Raw genomic sequence first — 18,306 nt, forward strand, 5'->3', positions numbered from 1 at the left:
CGCCGAATGGGTGTTCCCGCCCGGCGGATTCCGGCATAACGTCAGATCGTGGTGATGGTGCAACTGGTAGTGATCTCGGCGGCGTGGGTGCTGCTGATCGTGCCGTGTGCCTGGGTGTTGCTCCGGCGTCCTACCCTGCGCCGGCCGGCTTCCCCTGGTCATCTGCCCCGACGGCGCTCCACCCTCCGCCGGGTGCCCGCTCCTGGCCGCCTGCCCCGCAAGGGCTCGGCTCAGGCCTCCTGGGCCCGTCGTCCCGGGCCGCAGAGCCGCGAGCTCCGCCGGCTCGACCGCGAGCTGCCGGGCGTCGACCTGACGGCCCGGGCGGAGGCGCTGCCCGTGGTCCCGATCGAGCAGCTGGCCTACGACCTCCGTCGCCTGGACCGGCAGCGCCGCAGCGGTCCGCTGCGGTCGTCGGAGGTGTGCATGGCCGCGCTGCTGCAGGCCTACGACGTGCGGTTGCAGCTGGCCTGCCGCTGCCTCGGGCTGACCGAGGACCTGCAGCCGTTACGGGGCGTGGACCGGGAAATCGAACGTTTTCGAGTGGAGTGCCAGCTGGAGGCCGCCGGCCTGGCCCTCCGCGACTGACCCCGGTCGCGGCGGGCACCACCGGAGATCACTGGCCGCCGGGCGGCAGGGGCCACTCGTGCAGGGTGTGATAGTTGCCCAGCAGGCTCTCCACGAGGGCGATGCCGGTCACCGGCCACTCCGGCCCGGCATAGCCCTCGAGCGCCGCGGACAGGCCCCGCTCGGTGCGGTAGGAGACCGTCAGATGCGGCCGGAACGGCCGGGTGTCGATCGTGAACCCGGCACCGTCCAGCGCCACCCGGACCGACTCCCGCAGCTCACCGAGGGCCTGGACGTCACCGCCGACCCCGGTCCAGATGACCGCACCGAACCGGCCGGCTCCGGCGAGCCGCAGCCGGAAGGCGGGCGGCCGGGGCGCGGCGGCGAGGGCCTCGGCGACCTCCGCTGTGCGGAAATCCTCGACCTGGCCCAGGAACGCCAGGGTGATGTGCCATTTCGAGGGCCGGGCGAAGCGCGCTCCGGCCGGCAGCCGGCCGAGCAGGTCCTCGCGGGCCGCCGCCGGTGGGAAGACGGCCACGAAGAGTTTGCTCAGGACGACTCCCGGGCGGCCGGGCCGCCCCCGAAGAGCACGTCGTCCCAGCTCGGGAGCCGCTTGCGCGGCTTGTTCTCGTCGCCCTCGCCACCGCCACCGGCCTGCGCGTTCTGGCCGACCGTGCGGCGCGGGCGCAGGACCGCCAGCGACGGCACCGCCGGGACCTCCTTGGGCAGGTCGGCATCGTCGTCGAAGGCCGAGCCGGCACCGCCACCGAGCAGCGCCGCGGCACCGCCGGCGACCGGTCGGCGGGCCGCCGGGGAGACCGGCTCCAGGCTGCGGCCGGAGGAGCCCTCCAGCGGACGGTCCAGCGAAGCGAGCAGCGCGTCGCGGCCGGCCCGGATCGGGTCGCGGGTGGGGCGGGCCGGAGCGTCCGCCGCCGGCAGGCCGTGGCCGCCGCGGGTCGGCTCGGCGGTGCGGATCGGGCTGGGCAGGCCGTGCCCGCCGCGCTCCGGAACCGGCTCCTGGCCGAGGATCTGGGTGGGGCGCTCGGCGCACAGGTATTGCGCCATGTCGTCGTGCGGGGAGACGACCTGGCGGCCCTTGTCCAGGTCCCAGATGGCCTGCGCGGTGGCCTTGCCGGACGGCCAGGTGGCGACGATCCGCCAGGTGCCGTCGTCCTTACGGAACGCGTCCCAGGAGATCTTCTCGGTGTCGATGCCGTGCTGTGCCAGCCGGCTGTCCACCACCTCGGCGAGCGGCTGACCGGAGTCGGAGGTCTTCAGCCGGGTGCGGCGCGCGTGCTGGGCCAGCATGGCCCGCTCCTGCAGCACCGGGCCGGCATAGCGCAGCACCCGGTCGACCGGGACGTTGGCGATGCGGGCCACATCCTCGGCGGACTCACCCTGGCGGATCCGGGCCTGGATGTCCCGGGGTGACAGCGAGGGCATGACGTCGGGCGTGATGACCGCGACCGCCGTCCCGGGCGGTGCGGGGCTGTCGGTGAGTACGGTGGTGACCCGGTCGTCGAGGGGGAGCGCGAGTAGTCGGCCCACCTCGTCGGCGAGCACGAGGGCCTGTCCGTCCTCGGAGAGGGCGACGAAGCGTACCGGCCGCATGCGTTGCCTCCGTCTCGTCGCGTTGGCCTCCACTCCCGAGAGTCGGCCACCCGGGCGCGTTTCGGAACACGGTACGCGCCTTGGTCACTCAATGGGGGTAAGCCACGCCGTCAAACAACTGACCAGCCAAGATGATCTTCATTGTGTTCGCGTGCTGCTGACCATTCCTTCGTACGGACTATGCCTCCCTGATCGCAATGCGCCAAGCCGCCGATCGGGAAGCCGATATCCGTACCGGCGAAAAGCGCGACGCGGGCGGCGGGCCCGCGCCGCGCATGGTTTTCAGAGGCGCTCGACCACGTAGTCGATGCAGGTGGTGAGGGCCACGATGTCGGTCGGGTCGACGGTCGGGTAAAGCGCGACCCGCAGCTGGTTACGACCCAGCTTGCGGTACGGCTCGGTGTCCACGATGTCGTTGGCGCGCAGCACCTTGGCGATCACCGTGGCGTCGACACCGTCCGCGAAGTCGATGGTGGCGACCGCCGCCGAGCGCAGCGCCGGGTCGGTGATGAACGGCTCGGCGAACGACGACCGGTCGGCCCAGCCGTAGATGGCGGCCGCGCTCTCCGCGCTGCGCTTGACCGCCCAGGAGAGTCCACCCTGCGCGTTCATCCAGTCCAGCTGCTCGGCTGCGAGGAAGACGGTGGCCAGCGCCGGGGTGTTGTACGTCTGCTCCAGCCGGGACTGCTCGATGGCGGTCACCAGGTCGAGGAACTGCGGGATGTACCGCCCGGTGGCCTTGATCTCGAACGCCCGCTCGATCGCCGCCGGCGACATCAGGGCCAGCCAGATCCCGCCGTCCGAGCCGAGCGCCTTCTGCGGGGCCAGGTAGTAGACGTCGGTCTCGCTCAGGTCGACGTCCAGACTGCCACCGCCCGAGGTCGCGTCGGTGAGCAGCAGGGCGCCCGGGTCGGCGCCCTCGACCCGGCGGACCGGCACCGCGACACCGGTCGAGGTCTCGTTCTGCACGCTCGCGTACACGTCCACGCCGGCCTCGGCGCGCAGGTAGGCCGCCTGGCCGCCGGGGGCCCTGTGCACGGTCGGCTCCGCCAGGAACGGCGCGGCCGTCACGGCCTGCACGAACTTCGCCCCGAACTCGCCGAACTCGGCGAACTGGGCCTTGTCGCGGACCAGGCCGAAGGTGGCGGTCTCCCAGAACGCGCTGGTGCCGCCGTTGGAGAGGACCACCTCGTACCCGTCGGGCATCGAGAAGAACTCGGCGAGGCCGCGCCGGAGCCGGGCTACCTGTTCCTTGACCGTCTTCTGCCGGTGGGACGTGCCCATGAAGGTCCGGGAGACCGCGGAGAGGGCCTCGACACCCTCCGGCCGGACCTTGCTCGGCCCGGAGCCGAATCGTCCGTCGACCGGTTTGATCGCGTCAGGAATCCGAATTTCATCCAACGGTTCGTCCTCGGCTCTCCGGTGCGGGGGTGGCACTGCGACGGTCACACATTATGCGTGAGTTGGGACCAGCCCTCGACCTGCGAGGGCTTGCGGGACTCCGGTCCCAGGTAGCGCAGGCTGGGCCGCAGGATCCGGCCGAGCCGCTTCTGCTCCAGGATGTGCGCGCTCCACCCGGCCACCCGGGCGCAGGTGAACATCGAGGTGAACATGTGCGCCGGGACCTCGGCGAAGTCGAGCACCACCGCGGACCAGAACTCCACGTTGGTCCAGAGCTCGTGGCCCGGCTTGCGCTCGCGCAGCGCGGCCAGCGCGGCCGCCTCCAGGGCCGCGGCCACCTCGAAACGCGGAGCGCCCAGCTCCTTGGCGATCCGGCGGAGCACCCGGGCCCGTGGGTCCTCGGCGCGGTAGACCCGGTGACCGAAACCCATCAGCCGGTCGCCGCGGTCGAGGGCGTCCCGCACGTAGCCCTCGGCGTCACCGCTGCGCTCGACCGCCTCCAGCATGTGCAGCACCCGGGTCGGCGCGCCGCCGTGCAGCGGGCCGGAGAGCGCGCCGATCCCGGAGGAGATGCAGGCGGCCGCGTCCGCGCCGGTGGAGGCGACGATCCGGGCGGTGAAGGTGGAGGCGTTCAGGCCGTGCTCGGCGGCGGAGATGAAGTACGCGTCGACGGCCTTGACGTGCCGCGGATCCGGCTCGCCGCGCCACCGGCGCATGAACCGCTCCACGATGGTCTCCGCCTTGTCGATGTCCTTCTGCGGCACCGCCGGCAGGCCGAGCCCGCGGGCCGCCTGGGCGACGAAGGAGAGCGCGGTCACCGAGACCCGGGCGAGATCCTTGCGAGCCTGCTCGTCGGTGATGTCGAGCAGCTGGTCGAGCCCCCAGTACGGCGCCAGCATGGCGACCGCGGACTGCACGTCGACCCGGATGTCGCCGGAGTGCACCGGCACCGGGAACGGCTCGGCGGGCGGCAGCCCGGGCCCGAACCGGCCGTCCACCAGCAGGCCCCAGACGTTGCCGAAGGAGACCTGGCCGATCAGATCCTCGATGTCGACGCCGCGGTACCGCAGCGCGCCACCGGCCCGGTCGGGCTCGGCGATCTCGGTCTCGAACGCGGTGACGCCCTCGAGTCCCGGCTTGAAGTCGGACACGGCACTCCCTGGGAGACGTGAGCTGCGGTGAGTGATTCATCTTGCCCGCCGGGTAACCGCACGGTCGACCCGTGGCGATTGTGCTCTCGGTGACACCCATCCTGGTTCAACTGACACCGGACGGTTGCGGACTTAACGTCGTTGCAGCCGAAAGGAAGTACCTCCGATGCCATCCGATCCGCCGTCCCCCGCGGGGATGCGCCGTGACTACACCGAGCACGGGCTGTTGCTGGAGAGTTCGCTGGCCGAGAAGTGGGCCGCGCAGTTCGGGCTCTGGTTCGCCGAGGCCGCTGTGGCCGGGGTGCCCGAGCCGAACGCCATGATCGTGGCGACCGCGGACGCGGCCGGCCACCCGTCGGCCCGGACGGTACTGCTGAAGGGGTACGACTCCACCGGTTTCGTATTTTTCACCAATTATGAGTCACAGAAGGGTGTCGAGGCAGCTGAGAATCCGTACGCCAGCCTCGTCTTTCCCTGGTTTTCCATGCAGCGCCAGGTGATCGTGACGGGATCGGTCGAGCGGGTCTCCCGGGCCGAGACCGAGGAGTACTTCGCCTCCCGCCCGCGCGGCTCCCAGCTCGGCGCCTGGGCCAGTCCGCAGTCCCGGGTGCTGCCCGGCCGGGAGGCGGTCGACGCGGGCCTGGAAGCCGCGGCGAAGCGGTTCGGCGACGGGCCGGTGCCGGCCCCGCCGCACTGGGGCGGCCTGCGGGTGTGCCCGGCGACCGTCGAGTTCTGGCAGGGTCGCGGCAACCGGCTGCACGATCGGCTCCGCTACCGCCTGGTCGGCGGGGACTGGATCATCGAGAGACTGGCCCCGTGAGCGTGCTCGAGGACCGGAGGAAGAAGTCCTGGATGATCGACACCACCCCGCTGCGGGTGGTGACTTTCCGCCGGATGTGGATCGGCAACGGGGCGTCGTTCTTCGGCTTCCAGTTCACCGCGGTGGCCGTGCCGGTGCAGATGTTCGCCATCACGCACTCGCCGTTCTGGGTCGGCCTGCTCGGCGTGGCCGGCCTGGTCCCGCTGCTGATCTTCGGGCTCTGGGGTGGCGCCGTGGCCGACGTGGTCGACCGGCGCCGGTTGCTGCTGTCCAGCTCGGCGCTGACCTGGGTGGTCACGCTTGGCCTGCTGACGCAGGCGATTCTGGGGGTACGGAGCCCGCACCTGCTCCTGGCGCTGACCGCGCTCCAGTCGGTGGGCTTCGCGATCAGCTCCCCGGCCCGGCAGTCGATCGTTCCGCGGATCGTGCCGGCCGAGCTGGTCCCGTCCGCGAACACGCTGCACTACACGACCACCACGGCCGGCGGCGTGCTCGGCCCGTTGGCCGCCGGCCTGGTCATGGGGGTCTGGTCCGCCGACGTCGGCGTCCCGGTGGCGTACGCGGTCGACGCGCTGCTGTTCACCGTCGCGTTCTGGGCCACCTGGCGGCTGCCGGCCATCCCGCCGATCGAGCCCGACGGCTCCGGCGAGAAGCCGACGGCCGGCCTGCGGGGCATCCTCGCCGGCCTGAGCTTCCTGGTCACCCAGCCGGTGCTGCTGCTCTCCTTCGCGATCGACCTGATCGCCATGGTGTTCGCCATGCCCCGGGCGCTGTTCCCGGCCGTGGCCGAGGACCGGTTCGGTGGCGGCGCCGCGGTCGGCTGGCTGTTCAGCGCGATCGCGATCGGCTCGCTGCTGGGCGGGCTCACCTCCGGCTGGATCGGCCGGGTCCGCCGCCAGGGCGTCGCGCTGGTCGTCGCGGTGGTCGGCTGGGGAGTGGCGATCGCCCTCTCCGGCCTGGCCCACCAGCTGTGGCTGATGGTCGTACTGCTCGCCGTGGCCGGCGCGGCCGACCTGGTCAGCGCGGTCTACCGGCAGACGATCATGCAGACGTACGCCCCGGACCGGCTGCGCGGCCGGCTGCAAGGCGTGTTCACCGTGGTGGTGGCCGGCGGTCCCCGGCTGGGTGACCTGCGGGCCGGCGCCACCGCGCAGTTCACCGGCGTCGGCACCTCCTGGGTGGGCGGCGGCCTCCTGGCGGCGGCGCTGGCCCTGGTGCTCGCGGCGGCGTTCCCGGCGCTGCTCCGCTACCGGCCCGTCCAGGAACTCAAGGAGAACGCCGAACGATAGTGTCCCGGGTATGACAGAGACAGCGGCGAAGTCCGGGGTTCAGTGGTCGATCGAGGCGGACGGCCGTCGTGCCGTGCTGGCCGAGGTCGGTGGCACGCTGCGCGGCTTCTCGTCCGGTGGGGTGGAGCTGCTCGACGGCTTCGCCGCGGACGAGATCTCCCCAGGCTCCGCCGGCCAGATTCTCGCCCCGTGGCCCAACCGCATTCGCGACGGGCGGTACACCTTCCAGGACGAGACGTACCAGCTCGCGCTCTCCGAGCCGGCCCGGCACAACGCCATCCACGGCCTGGTCAACTGGTCCCGCTGGCGGGCCGTCGAGCACGCCGCCTCCGCGGTGACGCTGGCCTACGACCTGCCGCCGCAGGTCGGTTACCCGTGGGCGCTCAGCCTGCGGACCCGATGGTCGGTCTCGGCCGAGGGGCTGCGCAGCGTGCAGGAGGTCGTCAACACCAGCGACGCGGACGCGCCGTGGGGTTACTCGGTGCACCCGTACCTGCGCCTGCCCGGCGTTTCGGTGGACGACACCGTGCTCCAGGTGCCGGCGAAGACCCGGCTGCTCGCCGACGCCCGGCTGCTGCCGCTCGGCGCGGTCAAGGTGGCCGGTAGCGAGTACGACTACGCCGAGCCCCGCCGGATCGGCGCCGCGATCCTGGACACCACCTTCGGCGACATCGACTTCGGCCCGGACGGGCTGACCGAGGTCGTCCTCGCCGACCCGGACTCGGACACGAGGATCACCCTCTGGGCCGACGAGAAGTTCAAGTACTGGCAGATCTTCACCGGCGACACACTGCACGGCGAGCGGCACCGCCGGTCCGTCGCGATCGAGCCGATGACCTGCCCGCCGGACTCGTTCCGCTCCGGCCGGGACCTGATCGTGCTGGCTCCGGGCGAGACCTGGACCACGGCGTGGGGGATCCGGGCCTGATGGAGTTCGACGAGGTGGTTCGCCGGCGCCGGATGATCCGGGGGTACGACCCGGATCGCCCGATCCCGCCGGAGCTGGTCGACAAGATCGTCCGGCACGGGCTGCGCGCCCCCTCGGCGGGTTTCTCGCAGGGCTGGAGCTTCCTGGTCCTCACCTCCGCCGAAGATCGCGAGCGGTTCTGGACCAGCACCGCCTCCGCGGACGGCGATCCGGGCGGCTGGCTCGGCCGGATGCGGACCGCTCCGCTGATCATCGTGGCGCTCTCCAACAAATCGGTCTATCTGGACCGTTACGCCGAGAGCGACAAGGGCTGGACGGACCGGGACGAGGCGCGCTGGCCGGTGCCCTACTGGGACATCGACACCGGGTTCGCCGCGCTGCTGATGCACCTGACCGCGGTGAACGAGGACCTGGGCTCGTGCTTCTTCGGAGTGCCGGCGGACCGGGTCCAGGCGTTCCGGACCGCGTTCGGTGTGCCGGACGAGTTCAACCCGGTCGGAGTGCTCTCCGTCGGCTATCGGGGAACCGACAAAAGGTCACCGTCACTCAAGCGCGGCCATCGTCCGGTGGACGATGTGGTGCATCATGGCCGGTGGACTTCGGCTGCGGGGGCTTGACCAACCTGCGGCTACGCTGGCATACCGAACGACGTTTCGCAGGGGGAAGGGGCAGCCGCCGTGATCTTCAAAGCGGTCCGGGACGGAGCCCCGTACCCCGATCACCACACCACGCTGAAGGCGTGGGCGGAGATCCCGCCGCGGCCGATCCGGCTCGCCGACCTGATCACCACGAAGCGTGAGCTGGCGCTGGACAAGCTGCTCGCCGAGGATTCGACGTTCTACGGTGATCTCTTCCCGCACGTCGTGGAGTACAAGGGCGCCCTCTATCTCGAGGACGGTTTGCACCGTGCATTACGCGCTGCGCTCCAGCAGCGCAATCAGATTCACGCCCGCGTATTGGTAGTAGAGGGCTGACGTTCGGCGTTAATTTGACATGCATGGTTGTTCGACCGCTTGACCTGCTGGATCTTGACGACCTACTGAGTGATGACGAGCGCGCGGCGCGTGCTCTGGGCCGCCAGGTGGCGGCCGATCATGTTCGCCCGGACGTGGCCGGCTGGTACGAGACGAGCGACCCCCCGATTCGGGACCTGGCCCTGGAACTGGGCAAGGCCGGCCTGTTCGGCATGCACCTGACCGGCTACGGATGCGCCGGCGTCTCCATGGTCGCCTACGGCCTGGCCTGCATGGAGTTGGAGGCCGCCGACTCCGGCATCCGATCGCTGGTCTCCGTGCAGGGCTCCCTGGTGATGTACGCGATCTGGCGGTACGGGTCGGACGAGCAGAAGGACCACTGGTTACCCGCGCTGGCCACCGGGCGGGTCATCGGCTGTTTCGGCCTCGCCGAGCCGGACCACGGATCCGACCCCACCGGGATGTCCACCCGGGCCCGTCGCGACGGCGACGACTGGGTGCTGGACGGGGTCAAGACCTGGATTCTGAACGCGCCGATCGCCGACGTCGCGGTGATCTGGGCCCGGGCCGAGAAGGGTGTGGCCGGGTTCGTGGTGTCCACCGACACTCCAGGGTTCGCCACCCGCGAATTCCGGCACAACATGTCGCTGCGTGCGTCGCGCGTCGGTGAGCTGGTGCTGGACGGTGTTCGGCTGCCGGAGAGCGCCCGGCTGCCCGGTGCGCGCAGTCTGATGGCGCCGCTCTCCTGCCTGACCGAGGCCCGGCTGAGCATCATCTTCGGAGTGCTGGGCGCGGCCCGGGACTGCTTGGACGCGACGCTCGACTACGCCTCCGCGCGGGAGCAGTTCGGGCGGCCGATCAGCGGGTTCCAGCTGACCCAGGCCAAGCTCGCGGACATGGCGCTGGAGCTGCAGAAGGGCTTCCTGCTCGCGCTGCATCTGGGCCGGTTGCGGGATGCGACGGGCAAGCCGTTGCGGCCGGAGCAGGTCAGCATCGGGAAGCTGAACAACGTGCGGGAGTCCATAAAGATCGCTCGGCAGTGCCGGACCATCCTCGGGGGTAACGGGATTCGCGGGGAGCTTCCGGTGATGCGGCATGCCAGCAATCTGGAGAGCGTGCTGACGTACGAGGGGACTTCGGAGATCCACCAGTTGTCGATCGGTCAGAAATTGACCGGATTGAACGCATTTTCTCCCTAGTGTTCTCGGGCTTGCCGGATCTCGGCAAGCCGGCCGAAGTGTGGGAGCGGTTTGCCTGGCCGCTCTCTCCGGCAGCGGCGTGTGCGTGCGCATGGAAGTTGTTCGCGGCATCCCGGCGATGCCGTGAACGGTGGTGGTCTGCCTGTTCGGGCGTCTCAGGATGCGAATTGTCGTACCCCCTCCGTACCGTTGAGGCATGGCCCATTCACCGGATGTCGACGAACCGACGGCGGAGTACCAGGCCGTGCCCGAGGGGGCCGAGCCGGTCGCTCCGGAGCACAGGCCGAGCTTCTTCGCGCGGCTACTGATCTTCATCGGCTTCGTCTTCGCCCTGCTCGTCGCGTCCTGCTTCGGGTTGCGTGCGCTGAACGTGCTGCCCTCCTTCGACAACCCGTTCTCCGATCAGGCCGTCGACCGCAGCCAGCCCGTGCTGCTGCAATCCATGCGTGACCTGCATCGTTACGTCGCTGCTGACGGCACCTTCCAGGTGATCGTCGATCTGCAGCAGAACAAGGAGAACATTCCGGACTTCCTGGTCAATCGACGGATTCTCTTCGTGGGCTCGGGCACCGTGGAGACCTACGTCGATTTCAGTGCCATCGGTGGCGACGCGCTCAAGGTCGACAACGAGAAGAAGACCATCGAGCTGACGCTGCCTCCGCCGCAGCAGTCGACGGCCGCCCTCGACATGTCGAAGAGCTACGTCGTCGAGGAGGATCGTGGCCTGCTGACCAGCATCGGTGATGCCTTCCGCAGTGATACCGAGAAGCAGCAGCGGGTGTATCAGGCGGCCCAGCAGAAGATCACGGAGGCCGCCAAGTCCAGCGGCCTGGACCAGCGAGCCCAGCAGAATACGCAGCTGATGTTGGAGAGCTTGTTCTCTCGTCTGGGCTACACGTCAGTCAAGGTCACCTTCACCACCCCCTGACGAGGTCGAGACCGGAAGCCGAGCGGCTTCCGGTCTCGCCAACGAAGAGCGAGCCTGCGGACACGGTTCGCCGCCCTCGGTGTGGGCGGTCGTTTCCGCGGAGCGGACCTCGTGGGGCGGGGGTGCCGCCTCCGAGGCGATCGTTTCCGGCGGGCGGATTGTCGCGGCCAGTGGTCGTTCCGCGGAGCGGACCGGAAGCGCTGCCGCTGGGGCCGGTCGTTTCGGCGAGGGATCGCCGTAGACGGGGGCGCCGCCGCCCTCGGGGGTAGGGCGGCGGCGCCGGGAATCGCGGTCCGATGGTGGCTGGGCCGCGATTCGGTTTTTGGCCCGGTGGTGTGGCGGTGCCACCCACCCGGCACCTGCCTTCCGGTACGTCTCGGCCGACGGCCTTGGGCGTACCGGAAGGTGTCGGTCCCGGCCGGGATTGCCAGCCCGGCTTCCGCCCGGCCGGGAGTCTCGGGCGTCCTGTCTGCTGTCGCTTATCGGATATGTGCCCGCATGACCGACGGATTACTCATCCGCGGCGGAGATACCGATTCGCTTAAGGCTTTCCCCGCTCCGGTGACCATGTCGCTCAGGCCATTTCGATCTTGGCGACCCGGGTTCAAGCGGCAGTCATTGCCAAGATCGAATTGATGGCGGCTCGTGGTATTCGCAGCCGGCGTCGGCGGTGCGGTCACTCGCTGGGCAGGAACGCCCAGAGGACCAGGTAGACGACGAACTGCGGGCCGGGGAGCAGGCAGGAGAGCACGAAGGCCAAGCGGACCACGCCGGTCGAAAGCCCGAAGCGACGGGCCAGGCCGGCGCAGACACCAGCGATCATGCGGTTGTCGCGGGGTCGGGTAAGCGTGTGTGACTTGAGGGGGCGGGTCACGATCATCCACTCCTTCGGTGGTGGCCGGGGCGTTCTGCCCTGGACCACTTCGACGGTAGGTACGGCGGCGCGGTCGTCCCTCATTCCTCAGGTGGAGGTGAGCGACAGAGCTCCCGTAGGGGAGACCCGTACCCGAATGTCCCGCTCGGTTAACCACTGAGGCGGTTTACACCCCCTGGCTGAATGTCGCTTTTTGCTGGGAACGTGCACACGAAGCGGGTGACAGTTCGGATCTCGGTAATTGATTGATCACTATCCGCGAATGGCACGTTCACCCGATGGCAAAGCATCGACACCGCTCGCAGAGTCATTAACCGATCGCCGACCGTCGTGGGATCGGGATCACAGTCGATGGGGGAGGTTGACGGTGTCCACCGTCGCGCTCAAGGACGTCACCAAGATTTGGCCAGATGGCACGCTCGCCGTGGACCGGGTGTCCCTCGATGTCCGGGACGGCGAGTTCATGGTTCTTCTCGGCCCGTCGGGCTGCGGGAAGTCGACCGTGCTGCGCATGATCGCCGGATTGGAGGACCCCACCGAGGGGGAGATCCTGCTGAACGGTGAGCCGGTACTCGACGTGCCCCCGCGGGACCGCAGTATCGCCATGGTCTTTCAGGATTTCGCGCTCTATCCGCACATGACCGTCGCCGACAACATCGGCTTCCCGCTCAAGCTGTCCGGCGTCGAGCCCGGCCCGCGGCAGGATCGGGTCGGCACGGTGGCCGGCGCGCTCGGGATCGGCGAGGTGCTCGGTCGCCGCCCCAGTCAGCTCTCCGGCGGGCAGCGGCAACGGGTCGCGATGGGCAGAGCGATGGTCCGCCGCCCGGGCATCTTCCTGATGGACGAGCCCCTCTCCAACCTGGACAGCGGCCTGCGCGCCGAGCTGCGCGCCGAGATCACCAGCATGACCCGCGAACTCGGTGTCACCACCATGTACGTGACGCACGACCAGGCCGAGGCGCTGACCATGGCGGACCGCGTGGCGATCATGCGTCGTGGCGTGCTGCAGGACCTGGGCACACCGACCGAGGTCTACCGCCGCCCGGCCACCCTCTACGTCGCCGCCTTCCTCGGCTCCCCGCGGATGAACCTGCTGGAGGCTTCGGTCTACGTCCATCTGGATCGCTACGTCGCGCTCAACTTCGGTGAGCAGACGCTCTACCTGGCCTGGTCCGACCCGCGGTCCCGGGCGGTGGCGCGCTACCACGGCGAGCGGATCGTGGTCGGCATGCGGGCCGAGGCGCTCACCCCGGTCACCCCGGACACCCCCGGGGCGGTCCTGCACGGCCGGATTCGCTACCTGGAGCATCACGGCCACGAATCGCTGGCCTACCTGGACATCGGGGCGACCGCGATCGTGGTCGACGAGATCGCCGGCACGGCCCCCGATCCGGCCGCTCCCGGGGGCACCCTGAAGCGGCTCGGCGGCGCGCTGCAACGGCTCACCAACCGGGCTCCGGTGGCGGACGCCAAGGGGGCCCCGGTCAGCCTGCTCAACGATCCGGGGCGGCACCACCGGAAGCCGGCCGAGTTGTCGGTGCGGCTGGCGCCGTACCCGGCGGTCAACCCGGGGCATCCGCTCACCGTGACGGTGCAGCTGGACGCCCTGCACTTCTTCGACGAGCGAGGCGATCGGATCGATGTCGGCTGGCGTTGAGCGGAGGCGGGAACAGTGGATGGAGAGCGCCACTTCCGGGCGGGATCGCGGCTGCCTGCTGCCACCGGTCGGCCACAACGCGTAGGCTGCACGACGGTGGAGGACAGGATCGGCCAGACGGTGCGCTCGGCTCCCGGCGGAGAGCCGAGGGTCGATGCCGTCACTTCCCGGCCCGCCGAGCCGGTCCTGCTGGACCGCTCTTTCGGGCATGCCGACATCACCGTGCTCCGGCACGAGGTGGCTCGCCTGCTACCCGGGGTCGGCGTGACGGGTGAGCGCCTCTCCGGCTATGTGCTCGCCGTCAACGAGGTGATCACGAACGTGGTGCTGCACGCCGGTGGGCACGGCCGGATCGTGCTGCGACGGGAGGGTCGCTCGGTCTGGTGCGTGGTCACCGACTCCGGCCCGGGCATCCCGGACGGCTATCAGGACAGCCATCTCCTCCCCGGTACGGACGAGATCGGTGGGCGCGGGCTGTGGCTGGCGCACCGGCTGTGCGACGAGGTGACCACCGCGACCGGCCCGATCGGCACCTCGATCGGCCTGCGAATTGATCTTGCCCCGTTGGTTTGAGGGCAGAAACTGCAGCTTGAACGGCTTATGAAACACCCATGAAATGTGAAGCCGCCCTTCGCCTCTCGTCCCGGCGCGGGTGCGGCTACATTGGGCGCGTGCTCGGACTTCCTTCCCAGGTGACCGCCTGCCTTTTTGATCTTGATGGCGTGCTCACAGATACCGCCCTTGTGCACAGTGCCGCGTGGAAACAAACGTTCGATACGTTTCTTGAATCGTGGGCTCAGCGGCATGATCAACAGTTTGTGCCGTTCGATTCCAGGGTTGACTATCACCGATATGTCGACGGCCGGCAACGCGCCGACGGCGTCCGGACCTTCCTCGCCTCCCGTGGCATCACCCTGCCCGAGGGCACCCCCGACGACGATCCCGACCAGGACACCGTCAACGGCGTCGGCAACCGCAAGAACGTTCTCGTGCTCCAGAAGATCAAGGAGGGCGCGGTCCAGGTCTACCCCGGCTCGGTGGAGTACCTGAAGGCCGCGAAGGACGCCGGCTTGCGCCGCGCGGTCGTCTCGGCGAGCGCCAACTGCAAGGACGTCCTGGCGGCGGCCGGTATCGCCGACCTCCTCGAGGCCCGCGTGGACGGGGTCGTCGCCCGCGAGCTGGGCCTGCCCGGCAAGCCCGCGCCGGACACCTTCCTGCACGGGGCGAAACTGCTCGGCCTCCCACCGGAGAGCTGCGCGGTCTTCGAGGACGCCCAGGCGGGCGTGGCCGCCGGCCGGGCCGGCGGCTTCGGCGTCGTGATCGGTGTGGATCGGGTCGGCCAAGCCGACGCGCTGCGCGAGAACGGCGCCGACGTCGTAGTCACTGATCTTTCCGAACTGCTCAACCAATAAGAAGAGGCACGACCGTGATCCGTGAACGGGCCTACCCCGTCGACCCCTGGCACATTCGGGAGACCCGGCTGGACCTGGACCTGCTGGCCCAGTCCGAGTCGGTTTTCGCACTCTCGAACGGTCACATCGGGATACGCGGAAACTTGGACGAGGGCGAGCCGCACGGCCTGCCCGGTACGTATCTGAACTCGTTCTATGAGCTTCGGCCGTTGCCGCACGCCGAGGGCGGGTACGGTTTCCCCGAGTCCGGTCAGACCATGGTTAACGTAACCAACGCCAAGCTCATGCGGCTGCTGGTGAACGATGAGCCATTCGACGTGCGCTACGGCGACCTCCGCTCCCACGAGCGCTCCCTGGACATGCGGGCCGGCACCCTGGAACGGGTGGTGGAGTGGGTCTCCCCGTCCGGCCAGGGCGTGCGGGTGCGCACGGTGCGGCTGGTCTCGTTCACCCAGCGGGCGGTCGTCGCCTTCCTCTACGAGGTGGAGCCGCTGGACAGCGCGGCCCGGCTGATCCTGCAGTCCGAGCTGGTGGCGAACGAGCAGCTGCCGCCGGTGAGCAAGGACCCGCGGGTCGCCGCGGTGCTGGACCGGCCGCTGCAGGCCGAGGAGATGCTGGAGCAGCGCTCGGGCGGCCTGTTGGTGCACCGCACCAAGGTCAGTGACCTGCGGATGGCCGCGGCCATGGAGCACCTGGTGGAGACGCCGGGCCGGCACGCGATCACCACCGAGGGGCACGCCGACTGGCTTCGTACCACGGTGGCCTGCCGGCTGGAGCCGGGGCAGAAGCTGCGGGTGGTCAAGCTGGCCGCGTACGGCTGGTCCAGCATGCGCTCCCTGCCCGCCCTGCGCGACCAGGTCGGCGCCGCCCTGGCCAGCGCCCGGCTGGACGGCTGGGACGGCCTGGTGCAGCAGCAGCAGGAGTTCCTCGACGCGTTCTGGGACCACTCCGACGTGCGTGTCGAGGGTGACCCGGAGGTGCAGCAGGCGGTCCGCTTCGGCCTCTTCCACACGCTGCAGGCCGGCGCCCGCGCGGAGAAGCGCCCGATCGGGTCGAAGGGTCTCACCGGCCCCGGTTACGACGGCCACACGTTCTGGGACGCCGAGACGTTCGTGCTGCCGGCGCTCACCTACACCCAGCCCTCGGCGGCCGCCGACGTGCTGCGCTGGCGGCACTCGACGCTGAACCTCGCCCGGGAGCGGGCGCAGACGCTGGGCCTGCAGGGTGCCGCGTTCCCGTGGCGGACCATCCGCGGCCAGGAGTGCTCCGGTTACTGGCCGGCCGGCACCGCGGGCTTCCACATCGCGGCGGACATCGCCGACGCGGTCCGTCGTTACGTGCAGGCCACCGGCGACTTCGACTTCGAGCGTGAGGTCGGCCTGGAGCTGCTGGTGGAGACCGCGCGGCTGTGGCGCTCGCTGGGGCACCACGACCGGCACGGGCGGTTCCACATCGACGGCGTCACCGGGCCGGACGAGTACACCGCGGTGGTGAACGACAACATCTACACGAACCTGATGGCGCAGCAGAACCTGATGACCGCGGTGGATGCCTGCAAGCGCCACCCGGATCTGGCCCGGCGCTTCGGGGTCGACGACGAGGAGGCCGCCTCCTGGCGGGACGCGGCGGCGGCCGTGCACATCCCGTACGACAAGGAGATCGGCGTTCACCAGCAGTGCGAGGGCTTCACCCGGCTCCAGGAGTGGGACTTCGAGAACACCCCGCCGGAGGGTTACCCGCTGCTGCTGAACTACCCGTACTTCGATCTGTACCGCAAGCAGGTGGTCAAGCAGGCCGACATGGTGATGGCGATGTACATCCGAGGTGACGCGTTCACCCCGGAGGAGAAGGCCCGGAACTTCGCGTACTACGACGCGCGTACCGTCCGGGACTCCTCGCTGTCGGCCTGCATCCAGGCGGTCATGGCGGCCGAGACCGGGCATCTCGAGCTGGCCCACGACTATCTGGGTGAGGCCGCCCTGATGGACCTGCACGACCTGCACCAGAACGCCCGGGACGGCGTGCACGTAGCGTCCCTGGCCGGCTCCTGGATCGCGCTGGTCGCGGGCCTGGGCGGGATGCGGGACTTCAACGGTCAGCTGTCGTTCGCGCCGCGGCTGCCCAACCGGATCAACAACCTGGACTTCTCGCTGCTCTGGCGGGGCCTGCGGCTGCGGGTCAACGTCACCGACGAGGAGGTCACCTACTCGCTGCGCAACGGTGGCGGGTCGGCCCGGCTCACCCTGCTGCACCACGGCAAGGAGATCGAGGTCACCCAGGTGCGCCCGGTGACCATGCCGATCCCGTCGGCCGGGGCGGTCGGCCCGTCGCCGAGCCAGCCGGCCGGTCGCGCACCGGTGCGGCGGGCCGCCGCCCACACCTGATTCCGGTACGACGTGAAAACGGCCCCCACTCGAATCCGCCGATCCGAGTGGGGGCCGTTTCCGGTGTTCAGGGGCTTATAGCAAGGACACGTGCACGTGGTCGGTGTGGTCACTCGGACCGTGGTACGCGTGCCAGTTGTTGGTCGCGGGGAACCAGATCTGCTTGTACCAGATCACGTAGTAGATGCCGAGCTGGTCGGCGTTGCGCACCAGGAACGCGGTGAGGTCGTTGCCGTACCTCATCATGTCGTCGTTGTGCGCCGACGAGAAGCCGCTCTTCTGCAGGGACCAGTCGCAGGCCCGGCCCTTGGGGTGCTCGAACGGCCCGCCGTCACGGTGGCAGCCGACGAAGCGGTTGAAGCCGGCCTTCTTCGTCTCCTGGTAGAGGTGCAGCGTGCGCTTGGTGACGCAGCCGCCGGTGGTCGGGTCGTCCTGGTTGCACGACTCCGGGGAGAAGCTGCCGTCGGAGTTGCGCGGGGCCTGGGACGCCTTCTTGGAGACCGCGTCGACGAAGCCGTTGGTGATGGTCTTGTTGATGCCGGTGCCGCCGCCGAGCAGCTCGAGCTGGTCCTCGGCAGAGTCGTGCTGCTTCTGCTGGATCGTCAGCTGCTTCTGCGCGTTCTTGACCTCGGCCTCGAGCTTGGCCGCGCTGTCGTTGATCGTCGCGAGCGCGGTGTTCAGCTCGTTCAGCTTCGCGTCGTGAAGCTTGTTGATCTCCTCCAGGGAGACCGCTTTCTGGATGAAGTCCGAGGAGTCGTTGGCCTGGAGCAGGAAGCTCAGCGTGTTCAGGCTGCCGAACTCGTACTGCTGGCGGGCGATCGCGTTGACCTCCGGGACCAGCGCGTCACGGCGCTTCTCGGCCTGCAGCTTCTGGGCCTTCAGTGCCTTCTGGTTCTTCGTCGAGGTCGCGTAGGCGGCCTTGGCGTTGACGAACCGCCGGTTGGTCGCCTCGAGCTGTGCGGAAAGGTCGTCTTCTGCGTCGCCCTCCGCGGGGGTCGACGAGGTGCCGCTGGGTGCGGCGTTGGCCGGCGTGACCGGGGCCACTAACAACGTGGTGGCCACGAGCGGCGCCAGGGCAAGCATCAGCCACCGGCGGGGACGTGCGGTCATCAAC

Annotated in this window: 18 protein-coding genes; 12 read left to right on the forward strand and 6 right to left on the reverse strand. The window is 69.7% G+C overall.

Going from position 1 to position 18,306, the window contains the following annotated elements:
- The first annotated feature begins 54 nt into the window (after positions 1-54).
- Complete coding sequence (locus CHC09_RS46585) at positions 55-585, forward strand: hypothetical protein (RefSeq protein ID WP_239138616.1); 531 nt, start codon at positions 55-57, stop codon at positions 583-585.
- A 28-nt stretch (positions 586-613) separates the two neighbouring features.
- On the opposite strand, the gene thpR is transcribed toward CHC09_RS46585, so the two are convergent.
- From thpR to CHC09_RS27210, 4 genes are all read right to left on the reverse strand, one after another.
- A complete protein-coding gene (gene thpR, locus CHC09_RS27195) occupies positions 614-1,102 on the reverse strand; it encodes an RNA 2',3'-cyclic phosphodiesterase (protein WP_239138608.1) in 489 nt (162 codons plus the stop codon).
- An 11-nt stretch (positions 1,103-1,113) separates the two neighbouring features.
- Entirely contained in the window at positions 1,114-2,175 is a 1,062-nt protein-coding gene (gene sepH, locus CHC09_RS27200) for a septation protein SepH (RefSeq protein ID WP_089296045.1), read from the reverse strand.
- A gap of 282 nt (positions 2,176-2,457) precedes the next feature.
- Positions 2,458-3,576 carry a phosphoserine transaminase gene (gene serC / locus CHC09_RS27205; protein WP_089296046.1) on the reverse strand — a complete coding sequence of 373 codons (1,119 nt, stop codon included), beginning with the start codon at positions 3,574-3,576 and terminating at the stop codon, positions 2,458-2,460.
- A 44-nt stretch (positions 3,577-3,620) separates the two neighbouring features.
- Positions 3,621-4,727 carry a citrate synthase 2 gene (locus CHC09_RS27210; RefSeq protein WP_089296047.1) on the reverse strand — a complete coding sequence of 369 codons (1,107 nt, stop codon included), beginning with the start codon at positions 4,725-4,727 and terminating at the stop codon, positions 3,621-3,623.
- A 166-nt stretch (positions 4,728-4,893) separates the two neighbouring features.
- Here CHC09_RS27210 and pdxH point away from each other — a divergent pair, with 166 nt between their 5' ends.
- The 7 genes from pdxH (at position 4,894) to CHC09_RS27245 (ending at position 10,865) form a co-directional block, all read left to right on the forward strand.
- Entirely contained in the window at positions 4,894-5,547 is a 654-nt protein-coding gene (gene pdxH / locus CHC09_RS27215; protein ID WP_089296048.1) for a pyridoxamine 5'-phosphate oxidase, read from the forward strand.
- Between the two features lie 32 nt (positions 5,548-5,579).
- Positions 5,580-6,836, forward strand: a complete 1,257-nt coding sequence (locus CHC09_RS27220; RefSeq protein WP_089296104.1) for an MFS transporter — start codon at positions 5,580-5,582, stop codon at positions 6,834-6,836.
- Between the two features lie 10 nt (positions 6,837-6,846).
- The gene (locus tag CHC09_RS27225) at positions 6,847-7,764 is read left to right on the forward strand and encodes an aldose 1-epimerase family protein (protein ID WP_089296049.1); all 918 of its coding nucleotides are present in this window, start codon (positions 6,847-6,849) and stop codon (positions 7,762-7,764) included.
- Positions 7,764-8,381 carry a nitroreductase family protein gene (locus tag CHC09_RS27230; RefSeq protein WP_089296105.1) on the forward strand — a complete coding sequence of 206 codons (618 nt, stop codon included), beginning with the start codon at positions 7,764-7,766 and terminating at the stop codon, positions 8,379-8,381. Before CHC09_RS27225 ends, CHC09_RS27230 begins: the two co-directional genes overlap by 1 nt.
- A 60-nt stretch (positions 8,382-8,441) precedes the next feature.
- On the forward strand, positions 8,442-8,738 hold the full coding sequence (locus CHC09_RS27235) for a type II toxin-antitoxin system VapB family antitoxin (protein ID WP_089296050.1): 297 nt from the start codon (positions 8,442-8,444) through the stop codon (positions 8,736-8,738).
- Positions 8,739-8,761: 23 nt separating this feature from the next.
- Positions 8,762-9,937 carry an acyl-CoA dehydrogenase family protein gene (locus CHC09_RS27240; RefSeq protein WP_089296051.1) on the forward strand — a complete coding sequence of 392 codons (1,176 nt, stop codon included), beginning with the start codon at positions 8,762-8,764 and terminating at the stop codon, positions 9,935-9,937.
- Between the two features lie 244 nt (positions 9,938-10,181).
- Positions 10,182-10,865, forward strand: a complete 684-nt coding sequence (locus CHC09_RS27245; protein ID WP_239138607.1) for a DUF4230 domain-containing protein — start codon at positions 10,182-10,184, stop codon at positions 10,863-10,865.
- Between the two features lie 676 nt (positions 10,866-11,541).
- On the opposite strand, the gene CHC09_RS27250 is transcribed toward CHC09_RS27245, so the two are convergent.
- Positions 11,542-11,745, reverse strand: a complete 204-nt coding sequence (locus tag CHC09_RS27250) for a PspC domain-containing protein (RefSeq protein WP_089296053.1) — start codon at positions 11,743-11,745, stop codon at positions 11,542-11,544.
- 361 nt (positions 11,746-12,106) lie between these two features.
- Between CHC09_RS27250 and CHC09_RS27255 the strand changes: the two genes are divergently transcribed.
- The 4 genes from CHC09_RS27255 to CHC09_RS27270 all read left to right on the forward strand — a co-directional run bounded on the left by CHC09_RS27255 (position 12,107) and on the right by CHC09_RS27270 (position 17,192).
- Positions 12,107-13,396 (forward strand): ABC transporter ATP-binding protein, encoded by a 1,290-nt coding sequence (locus tag CHC09_RS27255; protein WP_089296054.1) that lies wholly within the window; start codon positions 12,107-12,109, stop codon positions 13,394-13,396.
- A 96-nt stretch (positions 13,397-13,492) separates the two neighbouring features.
- Positions 13,493-13,969 (forward strand): ATP-binding protein, encoded by a 477-nt coding sequence (locus CHC09_RS27260; protein ID WP_089296055.1) that lies wholly within the window; start codon positions 13,493-13,495, stop codon positions 13,967-13,969.
- A 98-nt stretch (positions 13,970-14,067) separates the two neighbouring features.
- Positions 14,068-14,808 carry an HAD family hydrolase gene (locus CHC09_RS27265; protein WP_089296056.1) on the forward strand — a complete coding sequence of 247 codons (741 nt, stop codon included), beginning with the start codon at positions 14,068-14,070 and terminating at the stop codon, positions 14,806-14,808.
- Positions 14,809-14,822: 14 nt separating this feature from the next.
- Positions 14,823-17,192 (forward strand): glycoside hydrolase family 65 protein, encoded by a 2,370-nt coding sequence (locus CHC09_RS27270; protein WP_089296057.1) that lies wholly within the window; start codon positions 14,823-14,825, stop codon positions 17,190-17,192.
- Positions 17,193-17,267: 75 nt separating this feature from the next.
- On the opposite strand, the gene CHC09_RS27275 is transcribed toward CHC09_RS27270, so the two are convergent.
- Positions 17,268-18,302 carry a coiled-coil domain-containing protein gene (locus tag CHC09_RS27275; RefSeq protein WP_089296058.1) on the reverse strand — a complete coding sequence of 345 codons (1,035 nt, stop codon included), beginning with the start codon at positions 18,300-18,302 and terminating at the stop codon, positions 17,268-17,270.
- Between the last annotated feature and the right edge of the window lie 4 nt (positions 18,303-18,306).

Origin of the sequence: Actinoplanes regularis, from assembly GCF_900188005.1 — a bacterium.
GTDB classification, from domain to species: Bacteria; Actinomycetota; Actinomycetes; order Mycobacteriales; family Micromonosporaceae; genus Actinoplanes; species Actinoplanes regularis.

Bases quoted from the DNA above. Each gene is read 5' to 3' on its own strand.
- CHC09_RS46585 (WP_239138616.1), top strand. From the start codon at position 55: ATGGTGCAACTGGTAGTGATCTCGGCGGCGTGGGTGCTGCTGATCGTG.
- sepH (WP_089296045.1), bottom strand. From the start codon at position 2,175: ATGCGGCCGGTACGCTTCGTCGCCCTCTCCGAGGACGGACAGGCCCTC.
- pdxH (WP_089296048.1), top strand. From the start codon at position 4,894: ATGCCATCCGATCCGCCGTCCCCCGCGGGGATGCGCCGTGACTACACC.
- CHC09_RS27220 (WP_089296104.1), top strand. From the start codon at position 5,580: ATGATCGACACCACCCCGCTGCGGGTGGTGACTTTCCGCCGGATGTGG.
- CHC09_RS27225 (WP_089296049.1), top strand. From the start codon at position 6,847: ATGACAGAGACAGCGGCGAAGTCCGGGGTTCAGTGGTCGATCGAGGCG.
- CHC09_RS27230 (WP_089296105.1), top strand. From the start codon at position 7,764: ATGGAGTTCGACGAGGTGGTTCGCCGGCGCCGGATGATCCGGGGGTAC.
- CHC09_RS27240 (WP_089296051.1), top strand. From the start codon at position 8,762: ATGGTTGTTCGACCGCTTGACCTGCTGGATCTTGACGACCTACTGAGT.
- CHC09_RS27250 (WP_089296053.1), bottom strand. From the start codon at position 11,745: ATGATCGTGACCCGCCCCCTCAAGTCACACACGCTTACCCGACCCCGC.
- CHC09_RS27275 (WP_089296058.1), bottom strand. From the start codon at position 18,302: ATGACCGCACGTCCCCGCCGGTGGCTGATGCTTGCCCTGGCGCCGCTC.